Annotated in this window: 16 protein-coding genes; 4 read left to right on the top strand and 12 right to left on the bottom strand. The window is 35.3% G+C overall.

The window, feature by feature from the left end:
* Positions 1 to 2 precede the first annotated feature (2 nt).
* Together LC814_RS08110 and LC814_RS08105 are read right to left on the bottom strand one after the other, a co-directional pair.
* Complete coding sequence (locus LC814_RS08110) at positions 3 to 344, bottom strand: tRNA-binding protein (RefSeq protein WP_226063438.1); 342 nt, start codon at positions 342 to 344, stop codon at positions 3 to 5.
* Positions 345 to 354: 10 nt separating this feature from the next.
* Positions 355 to 666 carry a cytochrome C gene (locus LC814_RS08105; protein ID WP_226063437.1) on the bottom strand — a complete coding sequence of 104 codons (312 nt, stop codon included), beginning with the start codon at positions 664 to 666 and terminating at the stop codon, positions 355 to 357.
* Between the two features lie 159 nt (positions 667 to 825).
* Between LC814_RS08105 and meaB the strand changes: the two genes are divergently transcribed.
* Complete coding sequence (gene meaB, locus LC814_RS08100; RefSeq protein WP_226063436.1) at positions 826 to 1,809, top strand: methylmalonyl Co-A mutase-associated GTPase MeaB; 984 nt, start codon at positions 826 to 828, stop codon at positions 1,807 to 1,809.
* A 1-nt stretch (position 1,810) separates the two neighbouring features.
* Here the strand turns inward: meaB and LC814_RS08095 are convergent, their stop codons facing one another.
* Positions 1,811 to 2,416 carry a DUF4251 domain-containing protein gene (locus LC814_RS08095; RefSeq protein ID WP_226063435.1) on the bottom strand — a complete coding sequence of 202 codons (606 nt, stop codon included), beginning with the start codon at positions 2,414 to 2,416 and terminating at the stop codon, positions 1,811 to 1,813.
* A gap of 62 nt (positions 2,417 to 2,478) precedes the next feature.
* Entirely contained in the window at positions 2,479 to 3,009 is a 531-nt protein-coding gene (locus tag LC814_RS08090; protein ID WP_226063434.1) for a DUF4251 domain-containing protein, read from the bottom strand.
* 162 nt (positions 3,010 to 3,171) lie between these two features.
* On the opposite strand from LC814_RS08090, the gene LC814_RS08085 reads away from it, so the two are divergent.
* Both LC814_RS08085 and LC814_RS08080 read left to right on the top strand, forming a co-directional pair.
* Positions 3,172 to 3,981: a M48 family metallopeptidase gene (locus LC814_RS08085; protein WP_226063433.1), complete on the top strand. Its 810-nt coding sequence runs from the start codon at positions 3,172 to 3,174 to the stop codon at positions 3,979 to 3,981.
* 69 nt (positions 3,982 to 4,050) lie between these two features.
* Positions 4,051 to 4,374, top strand: a complete 324-nt coding sequence (locus tag LC814_RS08080) for a hypothetical protein (RefSeq protein WP_226063432.1) — start codon at positions 4,051 to 4,053, stop codon at positions 4,372 to 4,374.
* A gap of 39 nt (positions 4,375 to 4,413) precedes the next feature.
* Here the strand turns inward: LC814_RS08080 and LC814_RS08075 are convergent, their stop codons facing one another.
* The 8 genes from LC814_RS08075 to LC814_RS08040 all read right to left on the bottom strand — a co-directional run bounded on the left by LC814_RS08075 (position 4,414) and on the right by LC814_RS08040 (position 12,483).
* Positions 4,414 to 5,031 carry an outer membrane beta-barrel protein gene (locus LC814_RS08075; protein ID WP_226063431.1) on the bottom strand — a complete coding sequence of 206 codons (618 nt, stop codon included), beginning with the start codon at positions 5,029 to 5,031 and terminating at the stop codon, positions 4,414 to 4,416.
* A complete protein-coding gene (locus LC814_RS08070; RefSeq protein ID WP_226063430.1) occupies positions 5,015 to 5,833 on the bottom strand; it encodes an ABC transporter ATP-binding protein in 819 nt (272 codons plus the stop codon). The genes LC814_RS08075 and LC814_RS08070 overlap by 17 nt, the downstream gene beginning before the upstream one ends.
* Positions 5,833 to 6,585 (bottom strand): MlaE family ABC transporter permease, encoded by a 753-nt coding sequence (locus LC814_RS08065; RefSeq protein WP_226063429.1) that lies wholly within the window; start codon positions 6,583 to 6,585, stop codon positions 5,833 to 5,835. The genes LC814_RS08070 and LC814_RS08065 overlap by 1 nt, the downstream gene beginning before the upstream one ends.
* Positions 6,586 to 6,625: 40 nt before the next feature.
* Positions 6,626 to 7,999, bottom strand: a complete 1,374-nt coding sequence (locus LC814_RS08060) for a sugar transferase (RefSeq protein WP_226063428.1) — start codon at positions 7,997 to 7,999, stop codon at positions 6,626 to 6,628.
* A 36-nt stretch (positions 8,000 to 8,035) separates the two neighbouring features.
* Entirely contained in the window at positions 8,036 to 8,668 is a 633-nt protein-coding gene (locus LC814_RS08055) for a 7-carboxy-7-deazaguanine synthase QueE (protein WP_226063427.1), read from the bottom strand.
* Positions 8,661 to 9,545 carry a bifunctional 5,10-methylenetetrahydrofolate dehydrogenase/5,10-methenyltetrahydrofolate cyclohydrolase gene (locus tag LC814_RS08050; protein WP_226063426.1) on the bottom strand — a complete coding sequence of 295 codons (885 nt, stop codon included), beginning with the start codon at positions 9,543 to 9,545 and terminating at the stop codon, positions 8,661 to 8,663. Before LC814_RS08050 ends, LC814_RS08055 begins: the two co-directional genes overlap by 8 nt.
* A gap of 31 nt (positions 9,546 to 9,576) precedes the next feature.
* A complete protein-coding gene (gene pgi / locus LC814_RS08045; protein WP_226063425.1) occupies positions 9,577 to 11,217 on the bottom strand; it encodes a glucose-6-phosphate isomerase in 1,641 nt (546 codons plus the stop codon).
* A 156-nt stretch (positions 11,218 to 11,373) separates the two neighbouring features.
* A complete protein-coding gene (locus LC814_RS08040; protein ID WP_226063424.1) occupies positions 11,374 to 12,483 on the bottom strand; it encodes an AI-2E family transporter in 1,110 nt (369 codons plus the stop codon).
* Positions 12,484 to 12,749: 266 nt separating this feature from the next.
* Between LC814_RS08040 and LC814_RS08035 the strand changes: the two genes are divergently transcribed.
* Complete coding sequence (locus LC814_RS08035; protein ID WP_226063423.1) at positions 12,750 to 14,996, top strand: inorganic phosphate transporter; 2,247 nt, start codon at positions 12,750 to 12,752, stop codon at positions 14,994 to 14,996.
* Positions 14,997 to 15,041: the final 45 nt, after the last annotated feature.

Here is a 15,041-nt window from a genome sequence, read left to right as displayed (position 1 = left end):
AATTATCCTAAATACGATCCATTTTCAACTTTCTGAATCGGTGAAATTAAGACGACTTCATTGTTATTTCCGTAAATTCCCAATACCAAACATTCGCTCATAAAATTAGCGATCTGCTTTTTTGGGAAGTTTACCACGGCTAAAATTTGGATCCCAACTAAATTTTCTTTGGTATACAAATCGGTAATTTGTGCAGACGATTTTCTTTTTCCTAATGTTCCGAAATCTATTTCCAGCTGATAAGATGGATTTTTAGCGGCAGGAAAATCAGAAACTGCGACAATTGTTCCAGTTCTTATATCTACTTTTTCAAAGTCAGTCCAACTGATTTCAGGCTTAAGCATCTTAAAGTTTTTATTTTTTAACAGACACAATGTAGTTATACACCATTTGATGTTGCGGTGCGGTAAGTTTTGCTTTAGGTGCCATCTCATTCATTATCCCAGTCCAAGCTTCGGCAGAATGATCGGAAGCATTTGGCAAATCGTGGCACTTTGCACATGAATTTTCGAATATAATTTTCCCCTTTGCTAAATATTCAGCGGATACGGTATTCGACGCCGTCTGTAATTTGGGCGTACATGAAAATGCAGTTCCTATCACGACAAAGGCAAATAGTAAAAAAGTTGTTGGATTGGAGGTGTTTTTCAGCTTTCTATTGTTCATTTTTAAGATTTAGAGGGACTAATACTTCAAAAATAAGAAATTTCTATTTAAGAAAATGAGTCAACCTTTAATGATAATTTTTATCGGTGGAGTTCTTATCTGTAGATTGTAAAACTTAAATCTTCTGTAGTTATTAAAAGAATTTGTATTTTTGAGTACATGAAAACCTACGCTACTTCCCAATTAATCGACGGTTTACGATCGGGTGATAAAAGATTGCTTGCAAAAGCCATTACTTTGGTGGAAAGTAAAAAGGCAGAACATCGCGATCAAGCTGAAGATTTATTAAAAGCGATTATGCCTTTTACCGGAAATTCAATTAGAATAGGAATTACAGGCGTGCCTGGGGCTGGCAAATCTACCTTTATCGAAAATTTCGGAAAGTTTGCCATAGCGAACGGCAAGAAAGTCGCGGTATTAGCGGTCGATCCGAGTTCTTCCTTAAACAAGGGATCAATTCTGGGCGATAAAACCAGAATGGAAGAATTAGCACGCGAAAAAAATGCTTTTATTCGGCCAAGTCCGACCTCTGGTTTTTTGGGAGGAATTGCAAATGCAACCTTTGAATCACTGCTTCTGTGCGAAGCTGCAGGTTATGATTATATTTTAATTGAAACAGTTGGAGTAGGACAAAGCGAAGTTTTGGTTTCTGATATTACCGATGTTTTTCTATTTTTAAAAATTATTGGCGGAGGCGATGAGTTGCAGGGAATTAAACGCGGCGTTATGGAAATGGTAGATCTTATTTTCATAAATAAAGTGGAAGAAGAAAATCGTCTGAAAGCAAAAAACACGAAAATCGAATTACTTCGAGCCTTACACTTTATGCCATCAAAGGAAAAAGATTGGAAAGTTCCGGTTTTCCTTGGGTCTGCTTTGAATAACGAGGGATTAGATGCAGTGTATGAAAAGGTTCAGGAATTCATCGATTTAAAAGTTGCTACTTCTTCTTTTGAGGAAACCAGAAAAAGACAGGCTGAAAAACGCTTTGATTACTGGGTTAAGGAATACATTTTACAACATACAAAATCGGGAAAAGAAGGAGAAACACAGTATGATTTACATAAAAAAAATGCTTCCGACCTGAAGGTTAATCCAAGTTCAGAAGCAAAAGTATTTGTAGAAAAATTATTGAAGAAATAACCTAATTTTTTGCAATTGCATTATTAGTTACATATCCTTCATAAGAAACTGATTTTTTGGAACCACGTCCAACATTAACATACGTCATTCCATTTTTGTAAATATCCATCTTAATTGTAATAGGATTGTTGATAACGTTAGCAATTATTGTCAAAGAGGTTTTTCCTTTTTTATTTGTTTTTTCATTAACGGTGAAATCAGTTGCAGTAAATTGAATTACGTCAGCTTCCCTAGTCGTTACGGTAATCGTTTGAGGTAAATTAACCGTTGTGGTAACTTTTCCATCAAAAGATGGTAAATTGACCAGTAATTCATTTTTTGTTACGGTCATTCCGTATCCCGATTCTAGGTCTATTGATTTTGGGTTGGTAAAAATCTGCTTATCGCGTAATTCCGGTACATTGTCCCAACTCTTTCCTTTCATTTGCGATGTAGTATAAGGTGTATAAGAAGAGCCGTCTTTATTAACCTTTTCGGCAATAAAAGTGAATTCTCCCTTTGTTATTAATGTTCTTGCGTTATTATTAACAACCTTAGTTTGAGAACTACAGGATAATAACATTGCCATAAAAGAAATTAAAAATAATGGTTGATATAGATATTTCATATATGTAATTTTGAATTGATTATAACAAGACTAATCTACAAACATTATTACATATAAAAAAATTACTTTTCTCTTGTTGAATTCGCACTAATATAACCGTCATAAGAAATAGGTTGACGATCATTTGATTGTACTGCTACATATGTTTTCCCATTCTTAAAAACTTCAATAACAATTCTGGAAACCTCTTTCTGATCAGTTGGTAAGACCGTAAAGACTGAACTTCCTTTTGATCCAACAGATCGGTTAACTGTAAATTCCTTTGATGTAAATCTGAATGAATTATCACCTTTCATTGAAGACGTGTACATTCTACCGAAATAAGGCAGCGTAACTTCAACTTCGTCTTTCTTTAATTGAATAGTATATCCCGAATCTAAAGTCAGCATACGCGACGCACTTCCATTTGGTAATGAGTTCATCACATTTATAACATCATAGTTGGTAGGATTGGCATGTTCCGCCATAAAAGTAAATTCGCCTTTATCTAAAAGGTTCTGAACGTTTGCTGGAGAAATATTACTTTGAGAGCCACATGAATTCATAAAAATGAGTAAGAGAAATGAGCTGATTATTGTAATAAAATTTTTCATTGTAAAGATTTATGAGTTAAGTAATTATTGGTTTTTCCAACATATACTTTTATAATAATTTCTTATTTATTTTTGAATTGTATCAAAAATTATGCAATACTTCTCCGTAATCACCATTTGGAATAAAAATTGTTTAGTGAAAGGAAATTAACATTTATCACTATGAAAAAATTAAATAAATTAGTAGGCCTCAGCGTAATATCAGTGATGATGTTGGCGTGTAGCACAAATCCGATAACCGGTCGAAAAACACTTCAGTTGGCCAATAATCAAGAAATTCAAGCTATGGCTTTACAACAATATCGGGAAACACTTTCTAAGGCAAAGGTTGTTACCGGAACGAGTCAGGCTAAAAGTGTTACTAATGTTGGATTAAGAATAAAAAACGCTGCTAATAATTACTATCGAGGAATTGGTCGTGAAGCGGATATTGCAGGATATAAATGGGAGTTTAATGTTATAGACGATAAGCAAATTAACGCGTGGGCAATGCCAGGTGGAAAAGTAGCAGTTTATACAGGAATCTTCCCTGTTACGAAAACAGATACTGGATTAGCAGTAGTGATGGGTCACGAGATTTCTCACGCATTAGCTGGTCATGGTAACGAAAGAATTTCTCAAGCGATGGTTGCACAATATGGAGGGGCAATTTTGGGAAGTACAATTTCAAATGGTCAATTAGCGGCTATCTTCCAACAAGCTTACCCTATCGGTGCGCAAGTTGCACTTTTAAAATATGGAAGAAGCCAGGAGTTGGAAGCTGACGAAATGGGACTGTATTTGATGGCGATGGCTGGTTATGACCCACGAGAAGCACAACCTTTCTGGCAAAGAATGGAAGGAGCATCTTCAGGAAACAGACCACCAGAATTCCTCTCTACTCACCCAAATCCAGATACAAGACGAGCTGATTTGGAGGAGCACATGCCGAAAGCTTTGCAATATTACAAAGCAGCTGGCGGAAAATTATAAAACACAATTAATCATAACAGACCTTTCCAAAAATTTCTTAAATTTGGGAAGGTTTTTTAATTTATAACTATGAAAAATTTATCTTTTATTGGTTTACTGCTTTTAGGATTGGCCTTTTTACTCTATTATATGTTGCCGGAATTTTCAGCCGTAAAACTTTTTGAACCCATGAGTTTGATGGGAATTCTCGCGGGTATTGGCATTGGTTTAATTATCGGGGGAATTGTGGGCTATGTAAGTAAAGGAACTGCCCTTAAACAGGAAGAAAAACGCAAAGAATTGCGACAGCTTAGAAAAGAAAAAGAAGATTTAGAAAAACAAGCTGCTGAACTTGCAAAACAGCAAACGGTGACTTATGTTTCTGATGAAAATCAAAATCCTCCGAATTATTAATTCAGAGGATTTTATAGTTTTTGATAACGTTTTTGAAATCTACAATTGATAGCCAATTCCTACCAAAAATAAACTTGGTCTGCTGTCATATCGAATAACTTCATTGTTTGTTCCATTAATAAAGTCTCTTTGATCATCTGTAAATGCACCTTCATACTTCGCATTCAAAATTAATTTCTGAATTTGAACCTGTGCACCAAACTGATAACCTAAGGTAAAATCCTTTGTTGCATTTTCTTTAAAATCATTGTACTGATTATCAGATGAAAGATTATAAGACGCTACCGGTCCTATAAATACACCTAAATTATCTCCCAATAATCGATAACCTAACAATACAGGAACAGCAACTCTATTGCTTTTCGCAGCAATTGTTGTGGAGGAATTGGGTACCTCAAATTCATTTTTAAATGTTGTGTAGTAAATTTCAGGCATTAAGAAAAGAGATGCAGGCAAATCGATTTTGGCTGATAAGCCAACATTAAATCCCACATTGTTTTTACCTGATTCATTATACGCCGAAACAGCGCTGTTTTTTAAATTCTGCCAGCTCGGCGAGTCGGTTTTAAAAAGTAAATTCGCTTTCCCTGCAAATTTCACCTGGGCAGAGCTAAGGAGACTTGCTCCTATTAAAGCGATACTAAGAACTTTTTTCATTTGATGGAGGTTTTGTTATAATATTATCAATTGAGGTTTTGTTGGTCTTCATGAAGTACTCGCGTAATTCTTTGAACAACTCTGAGGAGTAAACGAAATCAATGAGATTTTTATTGCCCGCATTGATGAGGACTTCTTTGTCTCCTTCCCATTCTTTGATACCTAAACGTAGATAAACAATTTTTTCACCAATGGTCATTACCGAATTCATGTCATGAGAATTGATGATGGTAGTCGTTTTATATTCTTTGGTAATTTCCAGCAGAAGATCATCAATAATATTAGATGTGTACGGATCAAGACCAGAATTGGGTTCATCACAAAACAAATATTTCGGATTGTTTACGATGGCACGTGCAATCGCTACCCGTTTCTGCATTCCGCCCGAAATCTCCGACGGGTATTTACGATTGGCTTTTTCCAGATGAACGCGGCCAATAACTTCGAAAGCGCGTCTTTTTTTCTCCCGAAAAGTAAGATTAGTAAACATATCCAACGGAAACGTAATATTTTCTTCGACCGTCATCGAATCGAAAAGTGCACTTCCCTGGAAAACGGTTCCAATTTCTGCACGAAGTAGTTGTTTTTCGTCGCGCGACATTTTATTGATATCCCGACCATCAAATAAAATTTCTCCAGAAGTGGGCTGATATACATTTAGTAAACTTTTCAGAAATACCGTTTTACCAGAACCACTTTGCCCAATGATAAGGTTAACTTTTCCTGTTTCAAAAGTTGTAGAAACTCCCTTCAAAACTTCTACTTCATCAAAACTCTTTTTTAAATCTTTTACTTCTATCATTAGCTGAGGAACATTTGTGTTAATATTAAATTCATAATAATGATGGCAACAATCGTCCAAACTACGGCTTGGGTACTTGCACGTCCAACTTCCAGCGAGCCGCCTTTCACGTTATAGCCAAAATAGGCTGGTACTGTCGCAATTAAAAAGGCGAAAACAGCGGTCTTGAAAAAGGCATACCATATAAAATGCTGTGGCATATACATTTGTATTCCGGTGATATAGTCGGCTTTACTCCAACTTCCCGTAGCAAGTCCAGCAAGATAACCACCCCAGATCCCAAATACAATACTAATTGCAATAAGTAGAGGGTTGAAAATTACACTCGCTAAAATTTTCGGTAAAATAAGAAAGTTGGGGGAATTTACTCCCATAATATCTAAGGCATCAATTTGTTCCGTAACACGCATTGTGCCGATACTAGAGGCGATATAAGAACCCACTTTTCCTGCCAGAATTACAGAGATAATTGTTGGGGCAAATTCAAGGATTAATACCACTTTGGTTGCGTATCCGATAAAGGAATTGGGAATGGGAAAACTGGATGCCGAGAAATTGTTAAACATCTGAATGGCAACTACAGCACCTACAAATGTAGAGGTAAACAGCGTTAAACCAAAAGAATTAACTCCAAGATCATAGATTTCACGCATAAAAAGCTTTAGAAACACCGATGTTTTTTGAGGTCTTTTTAGGGTTTTCGATAAAAGTAGGATGTAAGCGCCAACTTGGCTCAACAGGTTTTTTAACATGCTGCTAAATTAGTGTTTTTTATTTTTTCTGTAATCAATTTTACCGCGCATTCTTATCACCTCTAAATAGTAAAAAAATAGTTTTAATGATAATGACCAAATCAAGGCTCATCGTCCATTTTTTTACATAAAAGGCATCAGCTAAAATGCGTTTTTGCATGGCAATTTCCATATTTCCGCTGTCGCCACGAAGTCCATTTACCTGTGCGAGGCCTGTAAGGCCAGGATTAACCAAACTTCGGATGGAGTAGCGGCCAATTTTCAATTTGTAAAAATCGTCAATCATTATCATATGTGGTCTGGGCCCAACTACCGACATTTCTCCTTTAAGTATATTGATGAATTGAGGCATTTCATCGAGGCTTGTTCTTCGCAAAAACTTACCAATCTTCGTAATTCGTTTATCATCCTGCGCTGTAGTTTTCGATGTGCATTCTCCATTTACGCACATCGTTCTAAATTTTATACAATTGAAAATATGATCATGAAAGCCATATCTTTTCTGCACGAAAAAAACAGGACCTTTGCTATCAAGTTTAATTAAAATGGCGATGATGGGGAAGAGCCAACTGCAGATCAATAGTAAAGCGAGTACAGAAAATAAAATGTCAAATGTTCTCTTTAAGAGTATGTTTGTTAGGTTATCCAAAGGAAATTTAGACCGTATTAACACAGGTTGGGTTTCGATATAACCTAAATCATATTCAAAAAAATTGTTTTTAATTACGCTCGGAATTAATGAAATTCGAACTTTATGCTTTTCGGCGAGCTTAAAGATATTGTATTCGTTTTCACCCCTTATTCCACCCGGTTCTGCTGATAAATACATGGTATGAATTCCCTTTTCCTGCCAAAAACTGACCAATTTTTCAAAATTTAACTGCTCTACATGAGGGTATTCCCAAATTTTAAATCCGTAATCTTTTCGTTCATTCAGAATAGTTTTTAACATTTTAGTAGACGAATCATCCGCCAGAAACATAATATTCCGATAGTTCAGACCCAAAGTTCGAAAATATTTTAAGGCGAAAAAAATTGCGGATTTTAGAACGAAGAGAATTAAAAAAAGACTGAGGCCAATGAAAGTTCGGTCTTGTTTTAAAAAATCGTTGTTACTAACTTTTGCCAATAACATCACCCCGAAAATAAAAATCAAGATATGGGTTACTAAACGCTCTAGATAAATTGTATAGGTTATATTTCTAGGGACAGAATATAATTTCGTACGGCCACTTAGTAAAATCCAGAATAAGATAAGTAAAGTGATCGAGAGAATATTTTGTTCGCGATTGTAAGCGGCGAATAATTCACTGTAATTCCGTAAAAAGAAAAAAATGAAAACCGCCGAAATCACCAGGACATCGAGAAGTATGAAAATAAATCTGAAATATCGGGAATACCTGATTTTCTGCATCGCGCAACCTTAAGCAATTCGTAAATCTACTATTAATTACGGAATATTCAAATACTTATGGGTTTGTACTGATGCTTGCCATTGTGGATTTGCCAAAATAAAATCGGTAATTTTAGGATACATTTCTTCTCGCTTACTCCATTCACTTTGCAAATAAAGAACACAGTTTTCCGAAACTTTTGAGGCTTGTTCTTCTGCAAATTTAAAGTCGCTATTATTAAAAATAATAATTTTCAGTTCGCTTGCCTTTGCATAAATTCCGGGTTTTGGCAGACCGGTTTTTTTCGGTGAAAGTGTAATCCAGTCTAAATCGCCGCTCATTTCATAAGCTCCGGAAGTTTCAATATGAATTTCACAACCCAACTGTTTCAACCTGTTGGTTAAAATTTCTAAATTCCACATTAATGGTTCTCCGCCCGTTAAAACAATAGTTTTACAATGTTTTGCTGCAATTTCTGCAATTTCTTCTGTGTTTCGCAGCGGATGCAAATTGGGATCCCAGCTTTCTTTCACGTCACACCAGTGGCAGCCGACATCGCAACCACCCAATCTTATAAAATACGCCGCTTTTCCGGTGTGGGCGCCTTCGCCTTGTATCGTGTAAAAATGCTCCATTACTGGGAGCATTTTACCTTCTTTTAATAAAATATTTTCTTCTTCTTTAGTCATTATATACTGATGTTTTGTAAGCAAGGAGTGTGTTTTTCATCAACATTGCTCGTGTCATTGGCCCCACTCCACCGGGAACAGGAGTAATCCAACTGGCTTTTTCTTTGCAACTTTCAAAGTCTACGTCCCCAAATAAAGTGTATCCTTTTTCAGACTGATCTTCTACGCGCGTAATTCCTACATCGATGATCACTGCTCCATCTTTAATCATATCTGCTTTTAAAAAATTTGGATCGCCAAGTGCGGTAATTACTATGTCAGCATTTCGGGTGAATTCTTCAATATGTGGCGTGTAAGAATGCGTCAATGTTACGGTTGAATTGCCGGGAAAATCTTTTCTTCCCATTAGAATACTCATCGGTTTGCCCACGATTCTACTTCTGCCAATGATGACACAATGTTTTCCTTTCGTATCGATTTGATATCTTTCTAATAAAGTCAGAATTCCAAAAGGCGTTGCTGGTAAAAAAGTGTCCATTTCCAAAGCCATTTTACCGAAATTTTCCGGATGAAAACCATCCACATCTTTTCGAGGATCTATTGCCAGGATTATTTTTTCCTGATCGATTTGTTTTGGTAAAGGCAATTGCACAATAAAACCGTCGACATCTTTTGATTTATTCAGTTCGTCGATTTTTTCTAAAAGTTCAGCTTCTGAAACGGTACTTGGGAATTCCGCGAGAGATGATTTGAAACCTACTTGCTTGCAATCTTTAATTTTATTATTTACATAGGTCATACTCGCGCCGTTTTTGCCGACCAAAATCGCTACCAAATGTGGAGGACGTTTTTTGCCTTTAACAATTTTTTCTACGTCAATGCGGATTTCCTCTTTAATTTCTTTGGAAACTTTTAGTCCGTCGAGAATTTGTGCCATGTTATTTTTACTTTATATTTATTGAGTCAGATTACTTTTTCTCTTTATAATAATGAATAAGTCCATTCGTAGAAGAATCATGGGAAGTAACTGGGTCTGGATTTTTTAATTCTGATAAAATTTTTCCGGCCAATACTTTTCCTAACTCTACGCCAAATTGGTCGAAACTGAAAATGTTCCAGATAACCCCTTGAACAAATATTTTATGTTCATACAATGCGATTAATTGTCCTAATGAAAATGGAGATAACTCATTAAAAATGAATGAATTGGTAGGTGTATTACCGTGAAAGACTTTATAATTAACGAGTCTCTCAACTTCCTCTTCCGAAATTCCAGATTTCATCAATTCGGTTTTTGCTTCTTCTGCAGTTTTTCCAAATGCTAAAGCTTCGGTTTGGGCAAAAAAGTTCGCCAGTAATTTTTCCTGATGGTCTGAAACTACGTTGCATGATTTTGCATACGCGATAAAATCAGCCGGAATTAGCTGCGTTCCCTGATGAATTAATTGATAAAAAGCGTGTTGACCGTTCGTTCCGGGTTCTCCCCAAATAACTGGTCCAGTTTCATAATCTACAAACTCTCCACTTCTATCTACACATTTTCCGTTACTTTCCATATCGCCCTGTTGAAGATAGGCGGGAAAACGATCTAAATACTGCGAATAAGGTAAAATTGCATAGGTTCCGGCATCAAAGAAATTGCGATACCAAATTCCTAAAAGACCCATTAAAACCGGAATATTTTCTTTAAAATCAGCAGTTTGAAAATGTTTATCAGTTTCGTTTGCTCCTTTTAAAAGTTGTTCAAAATTTTCATACCCTACAAAAAGTACAATGCTTAAACCGATCGCGCTCCAAAGGGAATATCTTCCGCCGACCCAATCCCAGAATTCGAAGATATTTTCTTCTGCAATCCCGAATTTTTTTACGGCTTCTATGTTTGTGGAAAGTGCCACAAAATGTTTTTCCACGTCTTCCTGCTTTCCACTTTTCAGAAACCAATCTTTCGCAGATGCTGCGTTGGTCATTGTTTCCTGAGTTGTAAAAGTTTTTGAAGCAATGATAAACAATGTCGTTTCAGGATTTAAATTTTTCAAAACTTCTGCAATATGATTTCCGTCAACATTCGAAACGAAATGTGCATTAAGTCTTGTTTTAAAATGTTTCAGAGCCGAACAAACCATCACTGGACCTAAGTCGGATCCGCCGATTCCGATGTTAACAATATCAGTTATTTCCTCGCCAGAAAAACCTTTATGGGCTCCAGATATAATTTTCTCTGAAAAGGTTTTCATTTGGGCTAAAACTCTTTTAATCCCAGGTTTTATGTTTTCTCCGTCTACTAAAATTTCTTTATCAGAAAAATCACGCAATGCCGTGTGTAAAACTGCTCTACCTTCCGTCTCATTGATTTTCTCGCCGGAAAACATCGATTTAATTGCTGATTGAAGGTCGCATTCAACCGCTAAATCCTGCAAAAGGTCAAAGGTTTTTTGATCAATTAAATTTTTAGAATAATCGAAAAGATAGTTTTCTCTTTGAATTGAAAACTGATTAAAACGCTCAGAATTTGATTTGAATAAAGATCTGAAATCGAAATCTGTTTCCGTAAAGTGCGTATTAAGATTTTTCCACGCTGTCGTTTGGGTTGGATTTATTTTTGGTAACATATCTTCAAAGTTTTAATGATTGATTTTAAATTCCAGATGGTTTTAAATTCCCTGCAAATTTACGGAAAAATAAAACCTCCGAAAAAAATACGGAGGTTGATTTTAAATGGGTTATTCAATTACGCTGTGGAATTTAGAATTAAGAACTTTATGTTTTTATTCCTTTTCTTCCAGCGTGATGTTTTTCGTGATTTTGTATTTCCGCCGTACTCTATGTTGCTTACTCTCTTCGCCTAAAACTCTTCCCCACGGTTGTAAACCTTCCACACGTTCAAAAATAATTTTTAAAATTGCCAAAAAAGGAATGCTCAGGAACATGCCGGAAATTCCCCAAAGTTCTTCTCCGATCAAAAGTCCGATAAAAGTAAATAATGCATTTATTTTAACTTTCGATCCTACAACCAAGGGAAGCGTAAGATTTGCATCCACCGCATGTATCACGAGATAACCTATAAGTACAATTAGCGTATGTTCACCGCCCGTTGCGAATGAAATAAGGCAAGCCACAAGAGCCGAAAATATAATGCCAACGTAGGGAATAATATTAAGTAAACCGGTAAGCACAGCCAGCAGAATTGCATATTTAACGCCAAGAACTGAAAGGAGAATTGCCGCTAAAATACTGACGATGATAATTTGAATAAATAATCCCGATATATATTCTTTAATGATTTTCTGTATTTCCATTATACCTTCATTTACTTTCGCAAAATGTTCCTTCTGGAAAATTGAAATGATAAAGTTGTAGAGAAGTCGACGGTAGTTTAAAATAAAAATAAAGAATAAAGCACTAAAAATAAAGAAAGCCATGGTTGAAGAAAACATCGACACCGTAAAACCCAGAATTATTGCCGTAGATGCCAGCAATTTTTCTAAACCTTGGTTGATGTAACTCATCTGCGAATGGATATTTAAATTGAAAGTCCGAGAAATCCAAAGCTGTAGATCATTAAAAGATTTTGAAACCTGCTCTTTTAAAACAGGAAAATCATTAGCGAAATCACTTAATTGTACAGAAAAGAAATAAACAAGGCCCGACAGAACAAACAACATAATCAGTAATGAAGAAAAGGTTGAAATAGTGCGGGAAAAACGAAGTCTTTTCTCTAAAAAATTGGCAAATGGTAGAAAAAGCAATGCCATTAAAACCGAAAAGAAAAGCGGCGCCAAAACTGTTTTCCCAACTTTAGCCAAGAATCCAATGAGGATAATGCTGATGAGTACCAAAGTTAGTTTGGCTACAAATGGTAGTTTTAAATCCTTCATTTTTAAGCAATTATTTAATCGTACAAAGATATTTTTTTTTTGGTTTGAGGAGAATTAATATAACATAAATACAACTGATCAAAAAGAAATTTTTTTGTCAAAAATTCATTATTTTTTCAAAAAAAAAATTAACAAAATAGAGCATTTACATGCTGTATAATCATACTTTTAGAACTCGAAATCTTATAATTATTGTAATTTAACATTGTGTTAATGTATAATCGAAAATGAAATCCGACTTTTGCAGTTCAATAAAACGTTTATAAATGGAGCAGATTTATATAATCATGCTTATTGCCTTAGGAATATTAGCAATCATCGATTTGGTTGTTGGTGTGAGCAATGATGCAGTAAATTTTTTAAATTCAGCAATAGGTTCGAAAGCCATTTCCTTTAAAATTACCATGATTGTGGCGAGTCTTGGAGTTCTTATTGGCGCCATGTTTTCAAGTGGGATGATGGAGATTGCCCGAAGCGGTATTTTTGTTCCCAGCATGTTTAGCTTTAATGATGTGATGATCATTTTTCTAGCCGTTATGATTGCCGACATTCTTCTGTTAGATGTTTTCAACAGCTTGGGGTTACCTACTTCAACCACGGTTTCTATTATTTTCGAATTATTAGGTGCGGCGGTTTGTCTGGCAGTGTATAAGATTGTGACTTCTGATGATAGCTTAAATAATTTGGGAGCGTATATTAATACAAAAAAGGCCACTATAATTGTTTACAGTATACTTTTATCCGTATTTTTATCTTTCTCGATTGGTGGTTTTGTACAATATATTTCCCGTTTAATATTTACATTTCATTTTGAAAAGAAGCTTAAATATTTTGGATCCATCTTCGGTGGTGTCGCAATATCAGCAATTACTTTTTTTATTTTGATTAAAGGATTAAAAGGAGTTTCATTCATATCTAAGGAACAATTTGCGTGGATCGATCAACATCAATTTCTAATTTTAGGTGGTAATTTTATTTTTTTCACAGTATTATCTCAAATATTAATTAGTGTTTTCAAGATTAATATTTTGCGGGTCATCATCTTGATTGGCACCTTTGCGTTGGCGCTTGCATTTGCCGGGAATGACTTGGTTAATTTTATTGGGGTTCCGATCGCAGCTTTTAATTCTTATGAAATTTTTAATGGAAGTGGCATTTCTGGCGATGACTTTATGATGGGAGATTTGGCTAGTAATGATATTGTTGCTCCCTTCTATTTTTTATTATTTGCGGGGGTGATCATGGTTATTACCCTTTGGACTTCTAAAAAGGCAAGAAGCGTTATCGAAACTGGAGTAAATCTGTCCAGACAAGGAGACGGTGTGGAAAAATTCACCCCGAATACCATTTCCCGCGCGATCGTACGAGCCGGAGTAAATATTGGAGAAGGTATCAATCATTTTTTACCAAGAAGAATTCAAATTAAGATCAATAGAAGATTTCAAAGCGTACCGAAATCTACTAAAAATACAGCCGATGAACCAGCTTTCGACATGGTAAGAGCTTCGGTTAATTTAATGGTTGCAAGTATCTTAATTGCAATTGGTACCTCTATGAAATTACCATTATCTACCACATACGTTACTTTTATGGTTGCCATGGGAACTTCATTTGCAGATAGAGCATGGGATCGGGAAAGTGCAGTTTACAGAATTGCGGGTGTTTTCAAAGTGATCGGGGGCTGGTTTTTCACAGCAATTGTTGCGTTTTTATTGGCCTGCACAATTGCATATATATTGAAAATTGGGGAAGTGTTCGCCTTTGTTGGCCTTTTACTTTTGTTGGCAATCATACTTTATAGAAGTTCTAGAAAACATAAAAAGAAAGTCGCAGTTGAGGCAGAAATAAAAACATTGCGTCGAGAAGATATTGGCACCGTTAATGAAATGATTAAGGAAAGTTCTGCACAAATATCCAAGGTTTTTAATAAAACAAATTCTCTCTATAGCAGCCTAATTAATAATATAAGTTCTTACGATCTGGCTTTGCTGAAAGCCAATAAAAAAGAACAGAAAAGTCTAGAAAAGGGAATTGATGAGTTGAAAAGTAATATATTTTATTTCATTAAAAATTTAGATGATAACTCTGTAGAAGCGAGTAAATTTTATATTCTGATTTTAAGTTATTTGCAAGATATGGTGCAGTCTATCGATTTTCTAACCAGTAATAGTTATTCGCATGTTGATAATAACCATAAACCCTTAAAAGAAAATCAGATCAGTGATTTAAAAACCATTGATTCTCAAATGAGTCAGTTATTATACCTATTAGAGGAAAGTTTCAAATCTGATGATTTCCATAAAATCGACCTAATTTTAGAGGAGAAGGAGATGGTTTTCAATACCGTATCTGAACTGATAACGAAGCAAATTATAAGAATTAGAACCACAGAAACGAGCCCTAAAAACAGTAAGTTTTATCTCGCATTATTGCTTGAAACCAATGATCTGTTGAAATCGATTATGAATTTGTTAGAATTATTTAAGGAGTTTAATCAACTTAATAAGAGGTAATAATTGCAAACCTGTTAAAAAAAACTTTTTGCCAGACGAAATAGA

It is taken from the genome of Kaistella polysaccharea (genome assembly GCF_020410745.1).
GTDB classification, from domain to species: Bacteria; Bacteroidota; Bacteroidia; order Flavobacteriales; family Weeksellaceae; genus Kaistella; species Kaistella polysaccharea.
This window is presented reverse-complemented; position numbering and strand designations above follow the sequence as displayed.

What these genes read in the sequence shown, in the direction of transcription:
- LC814_RS08110 (WP_226063438.1), bottom strand. Translation starts at nt 344, where the DNA reads ATGCTTAAGCCTGAAATCAGTTGGACTGACTTTGAAAAAGTAGATATA.
- LC814_RS08105 (WP_226063437.1), bottom strand. Translation starts at nt 666, where the DNA reads ATGAACAATAGAAAGCTGAAAAACACCTCCAATCCAACAACTTTTTTA.
- meaB (WP_226063436.1), top strand. Translation starts at nt 826, where the DNA reads ATGAAAACCTACGCTACTTCCCAATTAATCGACGGTTTACGATCGGGT.
- LC814_RS08095 (WP_226063435.1), bottom strand. Translation starts at nt 2,416, where the DNA reads ATGAAATATCTATATCAACCATTATTTTTAATTTCTTTTATGGCAATG.
- LC814_RS08090 (WP_226063434.1), bottom strand. Translation starts at nt 3,009, where the DNA reads ATGAAAAATTTTATTACAATAATCAGCTCATTTCTCTTACTCATTTTT.
- LC814_RS08085 (WP_226063433.1), top strand. Translation starts at nt 3,172, where the DNA reads ATGAAAAAATTAAATAAATTAGTAGGCCTCAGCGTAATATCAGTGATG.
- LC814_RS08080 (WP_226063432.1), top strand. Translation starts at nt 4,051, where the DNA reads ATGAAAAATTTATCTTTTATTGGTTTACTGCTTTTAGGATTGGCCTTT.
- LC814_RS08075 (WP_226063431.1), bottom strand. Translation starts at nt 5,031, where the DNA reads ATGAAAAAAGTTCTTAGTATCGCTTTAATAGGAGCAAGTCTCCTTAGC.
- LC814_RS08070 (WP_226063430.1), bottom strand. Translation starts at nt 5,833, where the DNA reads ATGATAGAAGTAAAAGATTTAAAAAAGAGTTTTGATGAAGTAGAAGTT.
- LC814_RS08065 (WP_226063429.1), bottom strand. Translation starts at nt 6,585, where the DNA reads ATGTTAAAAAACCTGTTGAGCCAAGTTGGCGCTTACATCCTACTTTTA.
- LC814_RS08060 (WP_226063428.1), bottom strand. Translation starts at nt 7,999, where the DNA reads ATGCAGAAAATCAGGTATTCCCGATATTTCAGATTTATTTTCATACTT.
- LC814_RS08055 (WP_226063427.1), bottom strand. Translation starts at nt 8,668, where the DNA reads ATGACTAAAGAAGAAGAAAATATTTTATTAAAAGAAGGTAAAATGCTC.
- LC814_RS08050 (WP_226063426.1), bottom strand. Translation starts at nt 9,545, where the DNA reads ATGGCACAAATTCTCGACGGACTAAAAGTTTCCAAAGAAATTAAAGAG.
- pgi (WP_226063425.1), bottom strand. Translation starts at nt 11,217, where the DNA reads ATGTTACCAAAAATAAATCCAACCCAAACGACAGCGTGGAAAAATCTT.
- LC814_RS08040 (WP_226063424.1), bottom strand. Translation starts at nt 12,483, where the DNA reads ATGAAGGATTTAAAACTACCATTTGTAGCCAAACTAACTTTGGTACTC.
- LC814_RS08035 (WP_226063423.1), top strand. Translation starts at nt 12,750, where the DNA reads ATGGAGCAGATTTATATAATCATGCTTATTGCCTTAGGAATATTAGCA.